Below are 18337 nucleotides of genomic sequence, written 5' to 3'. Positions count from 1 at the left end.
CCGGGGGCGGTGATCGGGACCGGCCGGCCCGCTCACTGCGGTGCACGGACCTCGTGGGTGAGGAACGGCAGGACGGCGGCGGGCAGGGCCGGTGCGGCGACGATGTCGTAGTGGGTGAGGCCGGGCAGCACGGCCAGCCGGGACGCCGGCCGGTCGCTGCCGTCCCAGCCGGCGTCCCGCCGGCCGCCGCCGAGCAGCCCGAAGAACTCCGCCATGTGGGTGACCGGGATCGAGTCGGCGTCGGCGTAGACCAGCATGGTCGGCACGGTGAGCGCGGCGACCTCGGCCGACCAGTCGTACTCGCGGCGCAGCAGGTCGCCACCCTTGGCCCAGAGCCGCGGCCAGTCCTCGGGCCGGGGGGCGATCCGCGCGTACAGCTCGTGCGGGGGCGTGCCCCGCATCTGCTCACCGACCCGCTCGTCCTGGCCGGCCATCGCGGCCAGCACCTCGGGATACCAGCCCTGCCGCCGGCACGGGGTGGAGACCAGCACCAGCCGCCGGACCAGCCCGGGATGCTGGATTGCGGTACGCAGCGCCACCCCGCCGCCGAGGGAGTAGCCGAGCACGTCGACTCCGGACAGGTCGAGGTGCCGCAGCAGGGCCACGACGTCCTCGGCCATCGTCTCGTACCGCAGTGGACGGTCGACGTCGGCGGTGCGCCCGTGCCCCTGGAGGTCGACGGCGATCACCTGCCGCCGCTGCGCGAGAGCGGGCAGGACCGGGGCGAACATCTCCACCGCGCCGTACCCGCCGTGCAGCAGCACCAGCGGCCGGCCGCTGCCGTGCGTCTCGTACCAGAGGTGCAGACCGTTGACGTCCGCGTAGCTCACCGGCGGTGCCTCCCGTTCGCCTCCGTGCCGTCCCGTCCCCATCCTGACAACGCCCCACGACCCCTCGGGGGGCAGCAGTCAGCTCCCCGGGTACCGGTCGGGCTCAGCGGGCGAACGGGGAGTCGGGCAGCGGCGGCAGCGGCGGGGCGATGCTGTCCGCGTCGGCCCGATCGGTCTGCCAGCGGACCAGCACGGGCGCGGCCCCCCGGCCGGCGTACCAGGCGAGGACACCCACGGCGACGACCAGCGCGGCGACCACCCGCCGCGCGCTCACCCCGTCAGTGTGGCGCCGGCCGGCAGGGTGGAACCGTCAGCCGCCCCCGATGTGGGTCACCGCGAGTTCCCGGATCTGCTCGTCGGGATCGTCGAGGAGACCGGTCAGCGTCCGGGTGATCAGCTCGGGATCGACGCCGGAGACCTCCTCGACGAGCGCGACCAGCGCGTAGTAGCGCGTGTCGGCGTCGTCGTCCCGACACAGCAGTTGCAACGCCCGCACCGCCTCCGGCTCCGCCCGGCCCTCGTCCACCAGTGCCGGCAGCGCCGCCGCGACGTGGAAGCGGACCGGCCCACCGGCATGGTCGACGAAGCGCAGCACGTCCCGCAGCGCCTCCCGGGCATGGTGGTACCCGAGGGCGGAGATCACCCAGCCCAGCACCCGGGGATCGACCTCGTGGCCGAGCCGTTCGACCAGCAGCGGCACGGTCGCGCCGCGGAAGGGCCGGCGCCCGGCGTCATCCGGGTCGCCGAGCTCGCGCAGGATCCGGACGCCGAGTTCCCGCTCCGCCGGATCGGCGCGCGCCACGAGGCGTACGGCGGCGTCCCACACCTCCCGCGTCGGGCGCCCGTGCAGGGCGACCAGGTGGGGCATCGGATGGTCCGGATCGTCCTGCGACACCTCGCGCAGCGCGCCGGCGAGCAGCTCGGCGGTGGACAGCTCCGACAGGTCCACCGGACCTCGCGAGGGCGCCATCACCTGAGTATCGGCGACCGCGGCTGCGCGGGACGCGTCCGGCGGAAGGTGGCCTCCGGTCGGACCTGTCCTCTAGCCTCGGCTCGTGGCGGTCCACGAGCTCTCCCGCATCGACGCGCGCCGCATCGCCGTGCGGGCACAGCTCCTGGACAGCTCGCGGCCGGCAGACCTGCTCGACCTGGTGCGCCGCCTGACGCTGCTCCAGATCGACCCGACCGCCGCCATCGCGCCGAACGCCGATCTCGTGGCGTGGAGTCGCCTCGGGTCGCCGTACTCGCCCGCCGAGCTGAGGCCGCCCTGGAAAGGTGGACGCCACCGTCGACCGCCCGGCCGGGGCGCTGCGGGTCGACGCGATCCACGAGGACGTCGCCTTCGACCGGGCCGTGACCGCCGCCGTCCACGATGAGCTCAGGGATCTGGCCGACTGGCTCGCACTGGATCTCGTACTGCGGTGAGTGGTGGGCGCGGCAGGTTTCGAACCTGCGACCCCCCGCTTGTAAGGCGGGTGCTCTCCCACTGAGCTACGCGCCCGGAACGCCCCGTACGGCGGGCCGGAGGGTGGCAAGCTTACCTGCCGGCCTCCGGCCCGGTCGAACGGTGTGCCCGGTCAGCGGCTGTCGTCAGGCGGCGACGGCCTCCGCGAGGGCCTTGCGCCAGCCCTCCTGGTCGCGCGCCTCGCCCGGCATGTTCATCTCGGCGAACCGGACGACGCCGGCCTTGTCGATGACGAAGGTGCCCCGGTTGGCGATGCCGGCGACGTCGTTGAAGACGCCGTACGCCTGGGCGACCGCCCCGTGCGGCCAGAAGTCGGCCAGCAGCGGGAACTGGTAGCCCTCGCGCTCGGCCCAGATCTTGTGGCTGTAGACCGAGTCGACGCTGACGGTGAGCACCTGGACGTCGTCGTTCACGTACTCGTTGAGGTTGTCCCGCACCTCGCACAGCTCGCCCTGGCAGATGCCGGTGAAGGCGAGCGGGTAGAAGACCAGCAGCACGGTGCGCCTGCCGCGGAAGTCCGAGAGCCGGACCTCCTGGTTGTTCTGGTCCTTGAGCACGAAGTCCGGCGCCTCGGCGCCAACCTCGATGGGCATGCGAGCTCCTTGGGTTGAGTCTGGAGGTGGGATCAGCCTGCCACACCCGGCGGCGACCGCCGCCGGGTCACGGGCGGGGAGACTACTTCTTGCCCTTGGACCCCCGCCGCAGCACCAGGCGGGCGCCACTCCAGTCCCGGCCGGCGTTGATCGTCGAGGTCTGCTGGAGCCCGGCGGTCTGCGCCGACTCGGCGACCTCGCTCGGCTCGACGTGCCCGTCGCGGCCGGCCTTCGGGGTCAGCAGCCACACGACTCCGGCGTCGGCCAGCGGGCCGAGGGCGTCGACGAGGAGTTCGAAGAGGTCACCGTCGCCGTCGCGGTACCAGACCAGCACCGCGTCGACCACCTCGTCGGTGTCCTCGTCGACCAGATCTCCACAGCGGTCGGTCAGGGCGTCCCGGAGATCCTGGTCGACGTCATCGTCGTACCCCATCTCCATGACGACCATCCCCGGCTCGATCCCGAACCGGTCCGCCAGGCTGCGTACCCCGTCGGCGGCCTGACCTGCGGTCGCGCTCACTGTCGCGTGCCTCCTCATCTCATCCCTGCTCGCGGCGTCGTGCGACGCCGTCAGGCAAAGTCCACACAGTTGCGGGCCCACGCGCAAGTGGCGCACCGGGTGGAACGGAATTTACCGTGCCAGCAGCGTACGGGCACCCTGGGTAATGGCTTCCTCGGAGACCAGAACCTGACGGGCGGCCGGACCTAATGGTACAAACGAGTCGACTCCGGCCACTCGCCGCGCAGCACCCACATATCCGGCGTCGACCAGCGCCGCGATGATCCCCTCGCCGACGCCGCCGGACCGGCGTGTCTCGTCCACCACCAGCACCCGGCCGGTCGCCGACGCCTCGCGGATGATGTCCGCCACCGGCAGCGGGGCCAGCCACCGCAGGTCCACCACCCGGGTGCCGATCCCCTCGTCGGCCAGGACGGCGGCGGCCCGCAGCGACATCCGCACCCCGTTACCGAAGGTGAGAATGGTGACATCCTGGGCCGAGCCGACGCCGTAGACCCGGGCCCGGCCGATCGGCGCGTGCCCGGCCGCCCACCCGCCGGGCTCCGCGTACTGCCCCAGCCACTCGCCGTCGCCGGGTTCGTACAGGTCGCGGGTGTGGTAGAGCGCGACGGGCTCCAGGAAGACGCAGACGCTACCGTCCACCGCCGCGGCGGCCAGGCAGGTGCGCAGCAGCGGCGCGGCGTCGTCCGGCCGCGCCGGCACCGCGATCACCAGGCCGGGCACGTCCCGGAGTACGGCCACCGAGTTGTCGTTGTGGAAGTGCCCGCCGAACCCCTCCTGGTACGCCAGGCCCGGCACCCGCACCACCATCGGGTTGCGGAACGCCCCCTGCGAGAAGAACTGCATGGTGGCCGCCTCGCCGCGCAGCTGGTCCTCGGCGTTGTGCAGGTACGCCAGGTACTGGATCTCCGGCACCGGCAGCAGCCCGGCCAGTCCGGCCCCCAGGCCCAGCCCCAGCACGGAGGTCTCGTCGAGCAGCGTGTCGAAGACCCGCGCCGGGCCGAACTTCTCGCGCAGCCCCTTGGTCACCCCGTACACCCCGCCCTTGGCGGCGACGTCCTCGCCGAAGACCGCCATTTGCGGATGGGCGAGCAGCCCGTCGGCCAGGGCGGCGTTGATGCTCTGCGCGAGGGTGAGCGGGCCGGCCAGCTCCGGCGGCTTCCCGCCGAACGCCTCGGCGCGGGCGCCGGCTCCCGACCCGCCGGCCCGGGCCGCCACCTCCGCCACCGCCGCGGCGACCCGGGCCGGCCGGCGGGGCGCGAGCGGGGCCACCACCTCGGCCGCCGTGGCGAGCTTGGGCTCGTCGAGCACCTCCTCGGCGATCCGGCGGATCTGCCAGCCGCGCTCGTCGTACCGGGACAGCAGTTCCCCGCCGGTGGCCAGCCCCGCGCCGACCAGCAGCCGGGCGGTGGCGAGCACCGGGTCGCGGGCCTCGTCGGCGGCGATCTCGGCGGCGCTGCGGTAGGCGCTCTCCGCGTCCGCGCCGGCGTGCCCGAGCAGCCGTACGGTGCGCAGGTGCAGCACCGCCGGCCGCCGGTGCCGGCGCACCCAGGCCGCCGCCTCGGCAGCCACCTGGTACGTCTCGACCGGGTCCGCGCCGTCGGCGGCGAACCAGCGCAGCCCGGGCCGGGCCCGTAGGGTCCGCTCGACCCAGCCCTGCGGCGAGCGGACGCTGATGCCCAGCCCGTTGTCCTCGCAGACGAAGAGCACCGGGATCCGCAGCCCGGTGTGGTCGTACCAGCCGGCGGTGTTCAGCGCGGCGGTGGCGCTGGCGTGGTTGACCGAGGCGTCGCCGAAGGAGCAGACCACAATGGCGTCCCGCGGCCAGGGCGAGCGCGGCGGGGGGTCGGCGCCGTCCCGGCGGCCGGCGGTCTCCACCCGGCGCAGCCGCTCCAGGGCCAGGCCCAGGCCGACCGCCCGGGGCAGGTGCGAGGCGATCGTGGAGGTGGTGGGCACCACCGCGAGGTCGGCCCGGCCGAAGACCTTGTGCCGGCCCCCGGCGAGCGGCTCCCGCGCCGAGGCGACCATCCCGCGCAGCACGTCCCGCGCGGCGGCGGCGTACGCGTCCGGCTGGACCGCGCCGAAGGCGGGGTCGCCCGAGGTCGCGCCGGCACCGGGAGCCCGGTCGACGTCGATGGGGTCGGCGACCGGGCCGGCGGGCTCGGGGACCGCCTCGGCGGTGCCGTCCGCGCCGACCTGGTAGGCGGCCGCGCCCGTGGGTGCACCGCCGACGGGGAACGGGCCCGGGCGGGTCGCCCGCTCATCGGACGGCTCGTCGCCCACCACGGGCGGCGTGGCGTCATCGGCCTCGGGGGCGCCGGAGGTGGGCGTGGGCTCGTCGCCGCCGGCGGCCGGGAACTCGCCGGCGGCCCGGGCGGCGCGGGCGCAGTAGAAGGCGCCGGAGCGGTAGTGCAGCAGGGCCGGATCGGTGGGGCGCAGCGCCGCGGCGACGGCGGCGTTGGCCTCGTGTCCGGCCGAGCCGATGGTGTAGAAGCCCTCCCCGAAGCTGCGCAGCCAGCGGCCGGCCAGGTCGAGCTGGCGGCTGGTGACCTGGGCGTCGAAGAGGGCGAGCAGCTGGTGCCCGGTCAGCGCGGCGCCGTCGCGGACGGGCTGCGCCGGGTCACGTCGCCGCTCGGGCTCGGGCAGCCCGCCCAGGCTCTCCCGGAAGCGGTCGTCGAGATGCTGCGGGGTGGTCACGTCGATCAGCATTACCGACGGATGCCAGGGTCGCCCACTCGGACACGATCCACCCGGCCGGGCTCACTCCGGGCCGCACTGCTCCGGACAGCCGCCGTCGGAGACCTTCCAGACCAGCTCGCGCAGGGTGGCCAGCTCGTCGGTGCTCAGGCCGACGAGCAGTCGGGAGTCGCTCATCACCCGGTGCACCCGCTCGCGCATCCGGCGGCCGGCGTCCGTCACGACCAGCGTCTTCTGCCGCCGGTCGGCCGGGTCGACCCGGCGCTCGACCAGGCCGGCCTGCTCCAGCTTGTCGACGAGCGCGGTGACGTTGGACCGGTCGCAGCGCAACTGCTCGGCGAGGTCGCGGGCGGGCAGCGGCCGGTCGGGGTCCAGCTCGTCCAACGCGCGGGCCGCCGCCGGGGTCAGCCCCAGCTCGCCGATCTCGACGTCCTGGTAGTGCCGGATGGCGGAGGCGATGTGCATGATCCGGCGCACCGCGTCCCCCGCCAGCCCGGAGCGGTCGCCCAGGTCGGATCCGGTGGCGGTGCTCTGCGTCATGTCTCACATCCTACTTGCGGGAAAATAGTTGAGCACCTCTACTATTGGCAAGCTCACGCATCTGCGATCGAAAGGCTCCACCATGTCCGACCTGACCGTTCTCGCCATCTCCGGCAGCCTCCGCGAGGCGTCGTTCAACACGGCGCTGATCCGGGCCGCGCAGCGGCTCGCCCCGGCCGGCCTGACCATCGAGCAGTACACCGGCCTCGGCGCGATCCCACCGTTCAATCAGGACGTCGAGCCCGAGCCGTCGGCGGCCGTGCTGGACCTGCGGGAGCGGATCGCCGCGGCGGACGGCCTGCTCATCGCCACCCCCGAGTACAACTACGGCGTCCCGGGCGTGCTGAAGAACGCCCTCGACTGGGCGTCGCGCCCCAGCTTCCCGATCACCTCGTGGGTCTCCCCGCTGGCGCACAAGCCGATCGCCATCGTCGGTGCCGCGCCGACCGGAATGGGCACCGTCCGCGCCCAGCTCCAGCTGCGCCAGCTCTTCCTCTGGACCGACTCCGCGGTGGTCACCAAGCCGGAGATCATCGTCACCAACGCCCACGAGAAGCTCACCGAGGACGGCACCGTCAAGGACGAAACCACCGAAACCCTCCTGCGCGCCCTCCTCGACGCCCTAACCACCAAGATCCGCGTAACCCAGCTCGCCACCACCACCGCCTAACCCACCGCCCACCCCACCCCTCCCCAGGCTGGCGCCTTCGCGGACGCACTTTCACGGAAAGCGTGGCCATTCGGCGCGGAATAGCCACGTTTTCCGTGAAAGAAGGCGCCGAGGCGGCTCCGGGGAAGGTCGTGATCAGCGGGGTGGACGGCCTGCTGTTCCTCGGGTGTCGGCGGGGGGTGGGGCTGGGCGTCACCTGGTGGTCACGCACGCTCGCGACGCTTCCCGGGTCGGTACGGAACCGGACCCTGGGGAGGAAACATGGCACTGTCCCGACGTGCTGTCCTGATCACCGGCGCGGCGCTCGGCGCGGTCGGCGCGACGACCGGCCCGCCCGCCGCGACCGCCGCCGGCGCGAACCGCTCGACGGGACCGGTCGGCGGGGTCACGTTCCGCCGGCTGGCCTGGCCGTTCACCCTCGGCGTGGCCTCCGGCGACCCCGACCACGAGGGTTTCGTCCTGTGGACCCGGCTGGCGCCGCAGCCGCTGGCCGAGGACGGCCTCGGCGGGATGCCCCGCCGGCTCGTGGAGGTGCGCTGGGAGGTCGCCGCGGACGAACGCTTCCGGCAGGTGGTCCGACGGGGCACGGCGATCGCCCGCCCCGAATCGGCGCACAGCGTGCACGTCGAGCTGGCCGGTCTGCTGCCCGGCCGGGAGTACTTCTACCGCTTCCACGCCGAGGGGCACACCTCACCGGTCGGGCGGACCCGGACCGCCCCGGCGCCGTGGACCCTGCCCGCCGCTCTGGCCATGGGCTTCGTCTCCTGCTCCCACTACGAGCAGGGCTGGTTCACGGCGTACCGGCGGCTGGCCGAGACGGAGCCGGAGCTCATCCTGCACCTGGGCGACTACCAGTACGAGTACGCGCGGGAGTTCGGGCCGAACCGGCCGCGCGGCCACGAGGGCCCGGAGACCCGCACGCTGGCCAACTACCGGCAGCGGCACGCCCAGTACAAGAGCGACGCGGACCTGCAGGCCGCGCACGCGGTCGCTCCCTGGGCGGTGGTCTTCGACGACCACGAGGTGGAGAACAACTGGGCCGACGAGGTGCCCGAGACGCCGGACCCGGACTTCCCGGCCCGGCGGGCGGCGGCCTTCCAGGCGTACTACGAGAACATGCCGCTGCGGCGCAGCTCGGTGCCGCGCGGCATCGACATGCAGCTCTACCGGCGGCTGCGGTGGGGCCGGCTGGCCACCTTCCACCTGCTCGACACCCGGCAGTACCGCGACGACCAGGCCTGCGGGGACGGATACCGCGACTGCGCGGCGGCGGCCGACCCGGCCCGGTCGATCACCGGCGCCGAGCAGGAGGCCTGGCTGCTGGACGGGTTCCGCCGCTCCGAGGCCCGCTGGGACCTCCTCGGCCAGCAGGTCTTCTTCGCACAGCGCGACCGGGACGCCGGGCCGGTCACCGTGACCAGCATGGACGCCTGGGACGGGTACGTCGCCTCCCGGGACCGGATCACCCGCGGCTGGGTCGCCGCCGGGGTGCGCAATCCGGTGGTGCTCACCGGGGACGTGCACGCGCACTGGGCCAGCGACCTCAAGCTGGACTACGCGGACCCGACCTCGCGGACGGTCGGCAGCGAACTGGTCTGCTCCTCGGTGACCTCGGGCGGAGACGGCTTCGACTCCGCCAGCGGCTCGCACCCGTGGCTGACGACCAATCCGCACCTGCGCTTCCAGAACAACCTGCGCGGCTTCGTCCGCACCACGATCACTCCCGACCGCCTGAAGGCCGACTTCGCGGTGCTGCCGTACGTGAGCCGGCCGGACGCGCCCGCGTACACCCGCGCCTCGTTCGTGATCGAGGACCGGGTGCCCGGCCTGCACCAGACCTACGACCGCCCACCCGCGCCCACCGCCCGCCTGGCCCCCGACATCGACCAGGACCGCTACACGGTCGACACGGAGACCTCCCGCCCCTGACCCCGCCGCGCCCGCGCACGCCGGGGCGCACTCCCACGGGCGCACTTTCACGGAAAGCGTGGCCATTCGACGCGGAATGGCCACGCTTTCCGTGAAAGAGGGCTCCCCCGAAGGCGGCCCGGGAAGGGGGTGGGTCAGGCGGGGAGGAAGGAGAGGCGGACCTGGCGGGTGGGGTTGTCGCCGTTGGTGTCGACCAGGGTGAGGGACTGCCAGGTGCCCAGCGCCAGGCGGCCGTCGAGCACCGGCAGGGTCGCGTACGGGGGCACGAACGCCGGCAGCACGTGGTCGCGCCCGTGCCCCGGCGAGCCGTGCCGGTGCCGCCACCGGTCGTCGGTGGGGAGCAGGTCGTCCAGCGCCCGCAGCAGGTCGTCGTCGGAGCCGGAGCCCGTCTCGATGATCGCCAGGCCGGCGGTGGCGTGCGGCACGAAGACGTGCAGCAGCCCGTCGCCCTGGCCGGCGACGAACCGCTCGGCCTCGGCGGTGATGTCCTGGACGGTCGGCCGGGACCCGGTCCGGACGGTGATCACCTCACTACGCATACGGCGCATTCTGCCGCACCGGCTCAGTAGCTGCCGCCGCCTCCGCCGTCCGAGCCACCCCAGCTGGATCCGCCGCCGTCCGAGCCACCCCAGCTGGATCCGCCGCCGTCCGAGCCGCTGTGGGAACCCGAGCCGCCGTCGCCCCCGCCCCAGAAGCCCGAACGGCCCCCGTCGGAGCCACCGGCCCGATCGGAGTCCGATCCACCGTCGGGGCCGCCGCAGCCAGGGTCCGCGCCGATTCCCCCGTACGGCCCCGGCGAGTACCAGCCGGCCGCCGCGTGGCGGGCCCGGGACCGGCGGCGGGGACGGCGGGCGTCCCCGGCCAGACCGATGACGAGCAGCAGCGCGAACCCGCCGAGGACCAGAAAGCCCACCATCTCCGGTTTGCCCCTCATGAGGCCGGCGAGCCCCACCGCCATGCCGGCCACGCCGGCGACGGCCGTCACGAGCCCAGGAGCAGCAGTCTCGATCGCATGCCCGAAGGGTAGGGACGGCGGACAACCGCCCGGTCGACTAGCGCATCGGCCGGTTGCGCAAAGTTACTGGCGGGTACCTGTGTTGAGCGTCGCGTCTGGGGGAGCTAGACGTGACGACGGGTGCCACCAGGGGGCAGGATGGCGCTAGAGACCTATCCCACACACAACCGAGGGAACGCCTGTGGCTACGGAACGCAAGCGCCCGGTGATCACCGCTGGTCTGCCGAGCCAGCTTCCGGACATCGACCCTGAAGAGACCGGCGAATGGGTCGAGTCGCTCGACGGTGTCATCGACGAGCGCGGAACCAAACGCGCCCGCTACGTCATGCTGCGCCTGCTGGAGCGGGCCCGCGAGCGCCAGGTCGGGGTGCCGTCGCTGACCACCACCGACTACCTCAACACCATCGCGCCGGAGCGCGAGCCGTGGTTCCCCGGTGACGAGCACGTCGAGCGGCGGATCCGGGCGTACGTCCGGTGGAACGCGGCGATGCTGGTGCACCGGGCGCAGCGCCCGGAGATCGGCGTCGGCGGGCACATCTCCACCTTCGCCAGCTCCGCCTCGCTCTACGAGGTGGGCTTCAACCACTTCTTCCGGGGCAAGAACCACCCCGGCGGCGGCGACCACATCTACTACCAGGGTCACGCCTCCCCCGGCATGTACGCGCGGGCGTTCCTGGAGGGGCGGCTGAGCGAGGACCAGCTCGACGGGTTCCGTCAGGAGCTGTCCCACCCGGGCGGCGGGCTGCCGTCGTACCCGCACCCGCGGCTGATGCCGGACTTCTGGGAGTTCCCCACCGTCTCGATGGGGCTCGGCGGCCTGAACGCCATCTACCAGGCCCGGTTCAACCGGTACCTGCACCACCGGGGCATCAAGGACACCTCCCAGCAGCACGTCTGGGCGTTCCTCGGCGACGGCGAGATGGACGAGCCGGAGACCCTCGGCGCGATCGGCGTGGCCGCCCGCGAGGAGCTGGACAACCTCACCTTCGTGATCAACTGCAACCTGCAGCGGCTGGACGGCCCGGTCCGCGGCAACGGCAAGGTCATGCAGGAGCTGGAGGCCTTCTTCCGGGGCGCCGGCTGGAACGTGATCAAGGTGGTCTGGGGCCGGGAGTGGGACCCGCTGCTCGCCGCGGACACCGACGGCGCGCTGGTGAACCTGATGAACACCACGCCCGACGGCGACTACCAGACCTACAAGGCGGAGTCCGGGGCGTACGTCCGGGAGCACTTCTTCGGCCGTGACCCGCGGACCCGCAAGATGGTCGAGCACCTCTCCGACGACGAGATCTGGAACCTCAAGCGAGGCGGCCACGACTACCGGAAGCTCTACGCCGCGTACAAGGCGGCGACCGAGCACACCGGGCAGCCGACGGTCATCCTGGCCAAGACGATCAAGGGTTGGACGCTCGGCTCGCACTTCGAGGCCCGCAACGCCACCCACCAGATGAAGAAGCTGACGCTGGAGGATCTGAAGACCTTCCGCGACCGCCTCTACCTGGACATCCCGGACAAGGCGCTGGAGGACAACCCCTACCTGCCGCCGTACTACACCCCGGGCGAGAAGTCCGACGAGATCGCGTACCTCAAGGAGCGGCGCCAGCAGCTCGGCGGCTACCTGCCGTCCCGGCGGACCAGCAGCAAGCGGCTGACCATCCCGGGCCCGGAGCGGTTCGCCGACGTCAAGCGCGGCTCCGGCAAGCAGAAGGTGGCCACCACGATGGCCTTCGTCCGTCTGCTCAAGGACGTGATGAAGGACAAGGAGTTCGGCAAGCGCTGGGTGCCGATCATCCCGGACGAGGCCCGGACCTTCGGCCTGGACTCGATCTTCCCGACCGCGAAGATCTACTCGCCGCACGGCCAGCGGTACACCTCCGTCGACCGGGAGCTGTTCCTGTCGTACAAGGAGTCGACCACCGGGCAGATCCTGCACGAGGGGATCAACGAGGCCGGCTCGGTCGCCTCGTTCACCGCGGCCGGCACGTCGTACGCCACGCACGACGAGCCGATGATCCCGATGTACATCTTCTACTCGATGTTCGGATTCCAGCGCACCGGCGACGGGTTGTGGGCGGCGGCCGACCAGATGGCGCGCGGCTTCCTGCTCGGCGCCACCGCCGGCCGGACCACGCTCAACGGCGAGGGTCTGCAGCACGAGGACGGCCACTCGCTGCTGCTCGCCGCCACCAACCCGGCGGTGGTCGCGTACGACGCGGCGTTCGCGTTCGAGCTCGCGCACATCATGGAGAACGGCCTGCACCGGATGTACGGGGACGCTCAGGAGAACGTCTTCTACTACCTGACGGTCTACAACGAGCCGATCCACCAGCCGGCCGAGCCGGCGGGCGTGGACGTCGAGGGCCTGCTCAAGGGCATCTACCGCTACTCCCCGGCACCGCAGGTGGGCGGGGACGCGCCGAAGGCCAACATCCTGGCCTCCGGCACCGGCATGCAGTGGGCGCTGCGGGCGCAGCAGCTGCTCGCCCAGGACTGGGGGGTGGCCGCCGACGTCTGGTCGGTGACCTCCTGGACCGAGCTGCGCCGGGACGCGGTCGAGTGCGAGGAGCACAACCTGCTCCACCCGGGCAGTGAGCCGCGGGTGCCGTACATCCAGCAGAAGCTGGCCGACGCCGACGGGCCGAAGGTCGCGGTCAGCGACTGGATGCGCGCGGTGCCGGACCTGATCTCGCGCTGGGTGCCCGGCGACTACACCTCGCTCGGCACCGACGGCTTCGGCATGTCGGACACCCGGCACGCGCTTCGCCGGCACTTCCACGTCGACGCCGAGTCGGTGGCGGTCGCGACGCTGCGGCAGCTCGCGCTGCGCGGCACGGTACCGGCGAACGTGCCGGCCGAGGCGGCCAAGAAGTACGCCCTCGAGGACGTCACCGCCGCCCCGGTCGGCGAGACCGGCGGCGACAGCTAGTCCCCGCGTACGACGGACGGGCCCGGCGCATCACGCGCCGGGCCCGCTGTCGTTCCCGGCGCGCCGCCCTCCTGATCGACTCCACGTCGGCGACGTGGCGGTGTCCCGGTGCCGACGATGCCGCCACCTCGCCGACCTGGAGTCGAGCTACGACGGAAGCGGCGGTGGTCCGGAGCCCCTGGCGGGGACGCCGGGCCACCGCCGTCGCGGGTGACGCCGTAGGACGCGCCCTGCTCAGCCGACGGCGGCCAGGTCGGTGAGGCGGGCCAGCGAGTCCTCCAGGTCGGCGCCGACCCGACGCAGCCCGAGCCGGAGCAGGGCCGCCTTGACCGGACCGGCCGGCCACCGTACGACGATGAGCCGCACGATCGTTCCGCCCTGCTCCTCGTCTCCGGTGAGCTGGACGTAGATTTCGGTGCGCGCCTCGGCCCGGGCGCCGGCGCCCCGGGCCCGCTCCCGCCACCCGATCAGGGTCGGCTCCTGGTAGGCGATCACCTCGGCCTCGTGCGCCGCGCCGCGCCCGGCCTGGACCAGCTGGCGCCGCCCGAAGCCCTCCCCCGAGAGGACCTCGGCCGCGCGGACGCCCGCCAGCCAGGCCGGCAACTGCTCGGCCCGCTGCACGACGTCCCAGACCGCTTCCATCGGCGCCATCACGTGCGCACTGCGTTCCACGAGGATCATTTCTGTCTTCCCCCACTGAGGACATCCGCGATATTCCGCACTGTATGCGCAAATTCGGACGTACTGGGACGGGTTCGGAAAAGACACGCCGAAAACCCTTGCGCCGGCGCCGCTGCGGGCCTATGGCGCTCCGAGGGTCCGCGCCCTAGAGTCCCGAACACGTCTCACGTTTCTGGGAGGGCGACTGTGACGACCGCGCCGATGCCCGCGTTCCCCGCCGGCTTCCGCTGGGGGGTGTCCACCTCGGCGTACCAGATCGAGGGTGGCGCCGACGCCGACGGGCGCGGGCCGTCCATCTGGGACAGCTTCGCGCACACCCCCGGGCGGATCGCCGACGGCAGCACCGGCGACGTGGCCTGCGACCACTACCACCGGCACGCCGAGGACGTCGCGCTGCTGGCCGGGCTGGGCGTCTCGGCGTACCGGTTCTCGATCGCCTGGCCCCGGGTGCAGCCCGGCGGGACCGGGGCGGCCAACCCGGCCGGCCTCGACTTCTACGACCGGCTCGTCGACGACCTGCTCGCCGCCGGCATCGACCCGGTGGCCACCCTCTTCCACTGGGACCTGCCGCAGCCGCTGGAGGACGCCGGCGGCTGGCTCAACCGGGACACCGCGCACCGCTTCGCCGAGTACGCCGACCTGGTCGCGGCCCGCCTCGGCGACCGGGTGAAGCTCTGGATCACGCTGAATGAGCCGTTCATCCACATGAGCCTCGGCCACGGCACGGGGGTGCACGCGCCGGGCCGGTTCCTGCTCTTCGACGCCCTGCCGGTCGCCCACCACCAGCTGCTCGGGCACGGCCTCGCGGTCGCCGCGCTGCGCGCCCGCAGCACCAGTGGAGTCGCCATCGCCAACAACTACTCGCCGGTGCGGCTGCTCGGCGGCACCGACGCCGACCGGGCCGCCGGGGCGGCGTACGACGCGCTGCACAACCGGCTCTTCACCGATCCGCTGCTCGGCCGGGGCTACCCGCCCGGCTTCACCGACGCCCCGGTGCGCGACGGGGACCTGGACATCATCGCCGCGCCGATCGACGTGCTCGGGGTGAACTACTACAACCCGACCGGGATCCGCGCGCCGGAGGAGGGCGCGCCGCTGCCGTTCGAGCTGGTGCCGCTGGAGGGCTACCCGAGGACCGGCTTCGACTGGCCGGTGGTCCCGAACGGGCTGCGCGAACTGCTCACCTGGCTGCGCGACACCTACGGCGAGGCGCTGCCGGAGATCCAGATCACCGAGAGCGGCTGCGCCTACGACGACGTACCCGACGCCGACGGCCGGGTGCCCGACCCGGAGCGGATCGCGTACCTCGACGGGCACCTGCGGGCGGTCCGGGCGGCGATCGACGACGGCGTCGACGTGACCGGGTACTTCGTCTGGTCGCTGCTGGACAACTGGGAGTGGGCGGAGGGCTTCACCAAGCGCTTCGGCCTGGTGCACGTCGACTTCGACACCCAGGTCCGCACGCCCAAGTCCTCGTACGCCTGGTACCGGGACCAGGTCGTCCGGCGATGACCACGATCGACCCGACGCCGACCTCGCTGCCGGCGGCGCTCGCCGAGCCGACGGTGCCGGTCCGGCGGGGCTGGATCGCGCTGATCTTCGCGGCCAACCTCGGCGTCTGGATGGCCTTCTTCACCCCGATCCAGGTGCTGCTGCCGCAGCAGGTCGAGCGGATCGCCCCGCTCGACAAGGAGGCCATGCTGGCCGTCGTCACCGGGATCGGCGCGCTCGCGGCGGTGCTCGCCAACCCGCTCGCCGGGGCGCTGTCGGACCGTACCTGCCTGCGGATCGGCGGGCGGGAGTTCGGCCGCCGGCACGTCTGGACGGCGGGCGGCGCGGTGCTCGGCGCGCTCGCCCTGGCGCTGCTGGCCCGGCAGGACACCATCGCCGGGGTGACGGTGGGCTGGGTGGCCGCGCAGGTGTGCTTCAACGCGATGCTGGCCAGCCTGACCGCGGCCATCCCGGACCGGGTGCCGGTCGCGCAGCGCGGCGGCGTCTCCGGCTGGGTGGGCATCCCGCAGGCCCTCGGCCTGGTGGTCGGCGCGGTGCTGGTCACCGCCGTGGTCAGTGGGACCACCGCCGGGTACGCGGCCATCGCGGTGGCCGTGCTGCTGCTCTCGCTGCCCTTCGCGCTGCTCACCGCCGACGACCCGCTGCCCCGGGCGCACCGGCCGGCGCTGCGCTGGCGGGCGCTGGCCGCCTCGATGTGGATCAGCCCGCGCCGCCACCCGGACTTCGCCTGGGCCTGGATCACCCGGTTCCTGGTCCAGATCGGCAACGCGCTCGGCACCCTCTACCTGCTGTACTTCCTCACCGACGGGGTGCGCCACCCCGACCCCGAGGGCGCGCTGCTGGTGCTGATCCTGCTCTACACCGTCGGGATGATGCTCACCGCGGTGATCGCCGGCCGGCTCTCCGACCGCTCCGGCCGGCGCAAGGTCTTCGTGATCGCCGCCGGGGTGATCATGGCGGTGGCGGCGCTGCTGCTCGCCGTCGCGCCGGTCTGGCCGATGGCGGTGGCCGCCGCGCTGCTGCTCGGCGCCGGCTACGGCGTCTACCTGTCGGTGGACGCGGCGCTGATCACCGAGGTGCTGCCCCGCGCCACCGACCGGGCCAAGGACCTCGGGGTGATCAACATCGCCAACTCCGCCCCGCAGGTGCTCGGCCCGGCGATCTCCGCCCCGATCGTGGTCCACCTCGGCGGCTACCCCACCCTCTACGCCGTGACGGCCGCCGTCACCCTCCTCGGCAGCGCCCTCGTCCTCAAGATCCGCACCGTCCGCTGACCCCCACGCCACCCCCACCCGCCGCCACGCCCGCCCACCCCGCCCGCCCTCCCCGCCCGCACTTTCCGGGAAAGAGTGCTCATTCCGCGCCGAATGGCCACGCTTTCCGAGAAAGTGCGCTCGGATCTTGGGTGGAGGGAGGGCCTGGGGCGGGACCCGTGGGGGAATGGGGTGGCGGGCGGCCGTAGGCTGGAGGACGTGACGGTACGTGTGCGCTTCGCCCCTTCCCCGACCGGTATGTTCCACGTCGGCGGCGCCCGCTCGGCGCTGCAGAACTGGATCTACGCCAAGCAGCAGGGCGGGGTCTTCGTGCTGCGCATCGAGGACACCGACGCGGCGCGCAACAAGCCCGAGTGGACCGAGGGCATCCTCTCCGCGCTGGAGTGGATCGGCATCGCCCGGGGCGCCTACGAGGGCCCGTACTTCCAGTCGCAGTACGCCGCCGAGCACCGCGCCGCCGCCCAGCGGCTGTTCGAGGCCGGCCGGGCGTACTACTGCGACTGCACTCGGGAGGACGTGCAGGCCCGCACCGGCTCGCAGTACCAGGGCTACGACGGCTTCTGCCGGGACCGGGGCCTGGAGCCCGGCCCGGGTCGCGCGCTGCGCTTCCGCACGCCGGACGAGGGCGAGACCGTGGTGGTCGACCTGATCCGCGGCGAGCCGACCTTCGAGAACAAGCTGATCGAGGACTTCGTCATCGCCCGCGCCGACGGCTCCGCGGTCTTCCTGCTGGCCAACGTGGTCGACGACATGACCATGGGGATCACCCACGTGGTCCGCGCCGAGGAGCACCTGCCGAACACCCCCAAGCAGCAGCTGCTCTGGGACGCCCTCGGGGTGAAGCCGCCGGTCTGGGCGCACGTCCCCGTGGTGGTCAACGAGAAGCGGCAGAAGCTCTCCAAGCGCCGCGACAAGGTCGCCCTGGAGGCGTACCGGGACGAGGGCTACCTCGCCGACGCCATGCGCAACTACCTGATGCTGCTCGGCTGGGCGCCGTCGGGCGACCGGGAGATCGTGCCCTGGTCGGTCATCGAGGAGGAGTACCGGCTGGAGGAGGTCAACCCCTCCCCCGCCTTCTTCGACGAGAAGAAGCTGCGCGCGTTCAACGGCGAGTACATCCGCGCCCTGCCGGTCGACGAGTTCGTGGCCGCCTGCCAGCCCTGGCTGACCGGCACCGAGACGATCGCCCCGCCGCCGTGGCAGCCGGCCGAGTTCGACGCCGAGGCGTTCGCGGCGGTGGCGCCGCTGGCCCAGACCCGGATCGCGGTGCTCAGCGAGATCGTGCCGAACGTCGATTTCCTCTTCCTGGCCGACCCGCTGATCGACGAGGCCGCCTGGGCCAAGGCGATGAAGGAGGGCGCGGCCGAGCTGCTGGACGCGGCGATCGCCGCGTACGAGGCGCTGGAGTCGTGGGACGCCGAGTCGCTGAAGGCGGCCCTGGAGGCGGTGGGCGCCGAGCGCGGCCTGAAGCTGGGCAAGGCGCAGGCCCCGGTCCGGGTCGCGGTCACCGGCCGCACCGTCGGGCTGCCGCTGTTCGAGTCCCTGGAGGTGCTCGGCCGGGAGCGCACCCTGGCCCGGCTGCGCGCCGCCCGGGTCCGCCTGGTCTGAGCCGTACCCGAGAAGGGCCCGCCGGTTCCCCGGCGGGCCCTTCGTCGTAGCTGCGTCGGACCCGGTGACCGAACCCG

At 73.1% G+C, this 18337-nt stretch carries 17 protein-coding genes and 1 tRNA gene; 7 read left to right on the top strand and 11 right to left on the bottom strand.

The window, feature by feature from the left end; genetic code table 11:
- Positions 1-32: 32 nt before the first annotated feature.
- From V6U89_RS09585 to V6U89_RS09575, 3 genes are all read right to left on the bottom strand, one after another.
- Entirely contained in the window at positions 33-830 is a 798-nt protein-coding gene (locus tag V6U89_RS09585; protein WP_334570387.1) for an alpha/beta fold hydrolase, read from the bottom strand.
- 103 nt (positions 831-933) lie between these two features.
- Positions 934-1104 (bottom strand): hypothetical protein, encoded by a 171-nt coding sequence (locus V6U89_RS09580; RefSeq protein WP_334570386.1) that lies wholly within the window; start codon positions 1102-1104, stop codon positions 934-936.
- A 36-nt stretch (positions 1105-1140) separates the two neighbouring features.
- Entirely contained in the window at positions 1141-1800 is a 660-nt protein-coding gene (locus V6U89_RS09575; protein ID WP_334570385.1) for a HEAT repeat domain-containing protein, read from the bottom strand.
- Positions 1801-2105: 305 nt separating this feature from the next.
- On the opposite strand from V6U89_RS09575, the gene V6U89_RS09570 reads away from it, so the two are divergent.
- A complete protein-coding gene (locus V6U89_RS09570; protein ID WP_334570384.1) occupies positions 2106-2255 on the top strand; it encodes a hypothetical protein in 150 nt (49 codons plus the stop codon).
- Position 2256: 1 nt separating this feature from the next.
- On the opposite strand, the gene V6U89_RS09565 is transcribed toward V6U89_RS09570, so the two are convergent.
- The 5 genes from V6U89_RS09565 to V6U89_RS09545 all read right to left on the bottom strand — a co-directional run bounded on the left by V6U89_RS09565 (position 2257) and on the right by V6U89_RS09545 (position 6645).
- Positions 2257-2331 (bottom strand) — tRNA-Val (locus V6U89_RS09565).
- 89 nt (positions 2332-2420) lie between these two features.
- Positions 2421-2888: a peroxiredoxin gene (locus V6U89_RS09560; protein WP_210776123.1), complete on the bottom strand. Its 468-nt coding sequence runs from the start codon at positions 2886-2888 to the stop codon at positions 2421-2423.
- Positions 2889-2970: 82 nt separating this feature from the next.
- Positions 2971-3408 carry a DUF3052 domain-containing protein gene (locus V6U89_RS09555; protein WP_154942662.1) on the bottom strand — a complete coding sequence of 146 codons (438 nt, stop codon included), beginning with the start codon at positions 3406-3408 and terminating at the stop codon, positions 2971-2973.
- Between the two features lie 111 nt (positions 3409-3519).
- Positions 3520-5997, bottom strand: coding sequence for a transketolase C-terminal domain-containing protein (locus tag V6U89_RS09550; protein WP_442933899.1), 2478 nt, complete (start codon positions 5995-5997; stop codon positions 3520-3522).
- A gap of 171 nt (positions 5998-6168) precedes the next feature.
- Positions 6169-6645: a MarR family winged helix-turn-helix transcriptional regulator gene (locus V6U89_RS09545; protein ID WP_334570382.1), complete on the bottom strand. Its 477-nt coding sequence runs from the start codon at positions 6643-6645 to the stop codon at positions 6169-6171.
- Positions 6646-6727: 82 nt separating this feature from the next.
- Here V6U89_RS09545 and V6U89_RS09540 point away from each other — a divergent pair, with 82 nt between their 5' ends.
- Complete coding sequence (locus V6U89_RS09540) at positions 6728-7315, top strand: NADPH-dependent FMN reductase (RefSeq protein WP_334570380.1); 588 nt, start codon at positions 6728-6730, stop codon at positions 7313-7315.
- 261 nt (positions 7316-7576) lie between these two features.
- Positions 7577-9244 carry an alkaline phosphatase D family protein gene (locus V6U89_RS09535; RefSeq protein WP_334570379.1) on the top strand — a complete coding sequence of 556 codons (1668 nt, stop codon included), beginning with the start codon at positions 7577-7579 and terminating at the stop codon, positions 9242-9244.
- A gap of 134 nt (positions 9245-9378) precedes the next feature.
- Here V6U89_RS09535 and V6U89_RS09530 read toward each other — a convergent pair whose 3' ends face one another.
- Together V6U89_RS09530 and V6U89_RS09525 are read right to left on the bottom strand one after the other, a co-directional pair.
- Positions 9379-9783, bottom strand: coding sequence for a YjbQ family protein (locus V6U89_RS09530; RefSeq protein WP_179801218.1), 405 nt, complete (start codon positions 9781-9783; stop codon positions 9379-9381).
- A gap of 23 nt (positions 9784-9806) precedes the next feature.
- Positions 9807-10229: a hypothetical protein gene (locus V6U89_RS09525; protein ID WP_334570377.1), complete on the bottom strand. Its 423-nt coding sequence runs from the start codon at positions 10227-10229 to the stop codon at positions 9807-9809.
- 211 nt (positions 10230-10440) lie between these two features.
- Here V6U89_RS09525 and aceE point away from each other — a divergent pair, with 211 nt between their 5' ends.
- A complete protein-coding gene (gene aceE / locus V6U89_RS09520) occupies positions 10441-13185 on the top strand; it encodes a pyruvate dehydrogenase (acetyl-transferring), homodimeric type (RefSeq protein ID WP_334570376.1) in 2745 nt (914 codons plus the stop codon).
- A gap of 234 nt (positions 13186-13419) precedes the next feature.
- Here aceE and V6U89_RS09515 read toward each other — a convergent pair whose 3' ends face one another.
- On the bottom strand, positions 13420-13866 hold the full coding sequence (locus V6U89_RS09515) for an SRPBCC family protein (protein ID WP_334570375.1): 447 nt from the start codon (positions 13864-13866) through the stop codon (positions 13420-13422).
- Between the two features lie 201 nt (positions 13867-14067).
- Here V6U89_RS09515 and V6U89_RS09510 point away from each other — a divergent pair, with 201 nt between their 5' ends.
- The 3 genes from V6U89_RS09510 (at position 14068) to gltX (ending at position 18260) form a co-directional block, all read left to right on the top strand.
- On the top strand, positions 14068-15378 hold the full coding sequence (locus V6U89_RS09510) for a GH1 family beta-glucosidase (protein ID WP_334570423.1): 1311 nt from the start codon (positions 14068-14070) through the stop codon (positions 15376-15378).
- Positions 15375-16652, top strand: coding sequence for an MFS transporter (locus V6U89_RS09505; protein WP_334570374.1), 1278 nt, complete (start codon positions 15375-15377; stop codon positions 16650-16652). The genes V6U89_RS09510 and V6U89_RS09505 overlap by 4 nt, the downstream gene beginning before the upstream one ends.
- A gap of 198 nt (positions 16653-16850) precedes the next feature.
- Entirely contained in the window at positions 16851-18260 is a 1410-nt protein-coding gene (gltX, locus tag V6U89_RS09500; RefSeq protein WP_334570373.1) for a glutamate--tRNA ligase, read from the top strand.
- The last annotated feature ends 77 nt before the right edge of the window (positions 18261-18337 follow it).

Source organism: Micromonospora sp. CPCC 206171 (assembly GCF_036906755.1).
Taxonomy (GTDB): Bacteria; Actinomycetota; Actinomycetes; order Mycobacteriales; family Micromonosporaceae; genus Micromonospora; species Micromonospora purpureochromogenes.
The sequence above is the reverse complement of the archived record's forward strand: the minus strand, read 5'-3'. Positions and strand labels throughout refer to the sequence as shown.

Bases quoted from the DNA above. Each gene is read 5' to 3' on its own strand.
- V6U89_RS09575 (WP_334570385.1), bottom strand. From the start codon at position 1,800: ATGGCGCCCTCGCGAGGTCCGGTGGACCTGTCGGAGCTGTCCACCGCC.
- V6U89_RS09535 (WP_334570379.1), top strand. From the start codon at position 7,577: ATGGCACTGTCCCGACGTGCTGTCCTGATCACCGGCGCGGCGCTCGGC.
- V6U89_RS09545 (WP_334570382.1), bottom strand. From the start codon at position 6,645: ATGACGCAGAGCACCGCCACCGGATCCGACCTGGGCGACCGCTCCGGG.
- V6U89_RS09510 (WP_334570423.1), top strand. From the start codon at position 14,068: ATGCCCGCGTTCCCCGCCGGCTTCCGCTGGGGGGTGTCCACCTCGGCG.
- V6U89_RS09515 (WP_334570375.1), bottom strand. From the start codon at position 13,866: ATGATCCTCGTGGAACGCAGTGCGCACGTGATGGCGCCGATGGAAGCG.
- V6U89_RS09505 (WP_334570374.1), top strand. From the start codon at position 15,375: ATGACCACGATCGACCCGACGCCGACCTCGCTGCCGGCGGCGCTCGCC.
- V6U89_RS09530 (WP_179801218.1), bottom strand. From the start codon at position 9,783: ATGCGTAGTGAGGTGATCACCGTCCGGACCGGGTCCCGGCCGACCGTC.
- V6U89_RS09540 (WP_334570380.1), top strand. From the start codon at position 6,728: ATGTCCGACCTGACCGTTCTCGCCATCTCCGGCAGCCTCCGCGAGGCG.
- V6U89_RS09560 (WP_210776123.1), bottom strand. From the start codon at position 2,888: ATGCCCATCGAGGTTGGCGCCGAGGCGCCGGACTTCGTGCTCAAGGAC.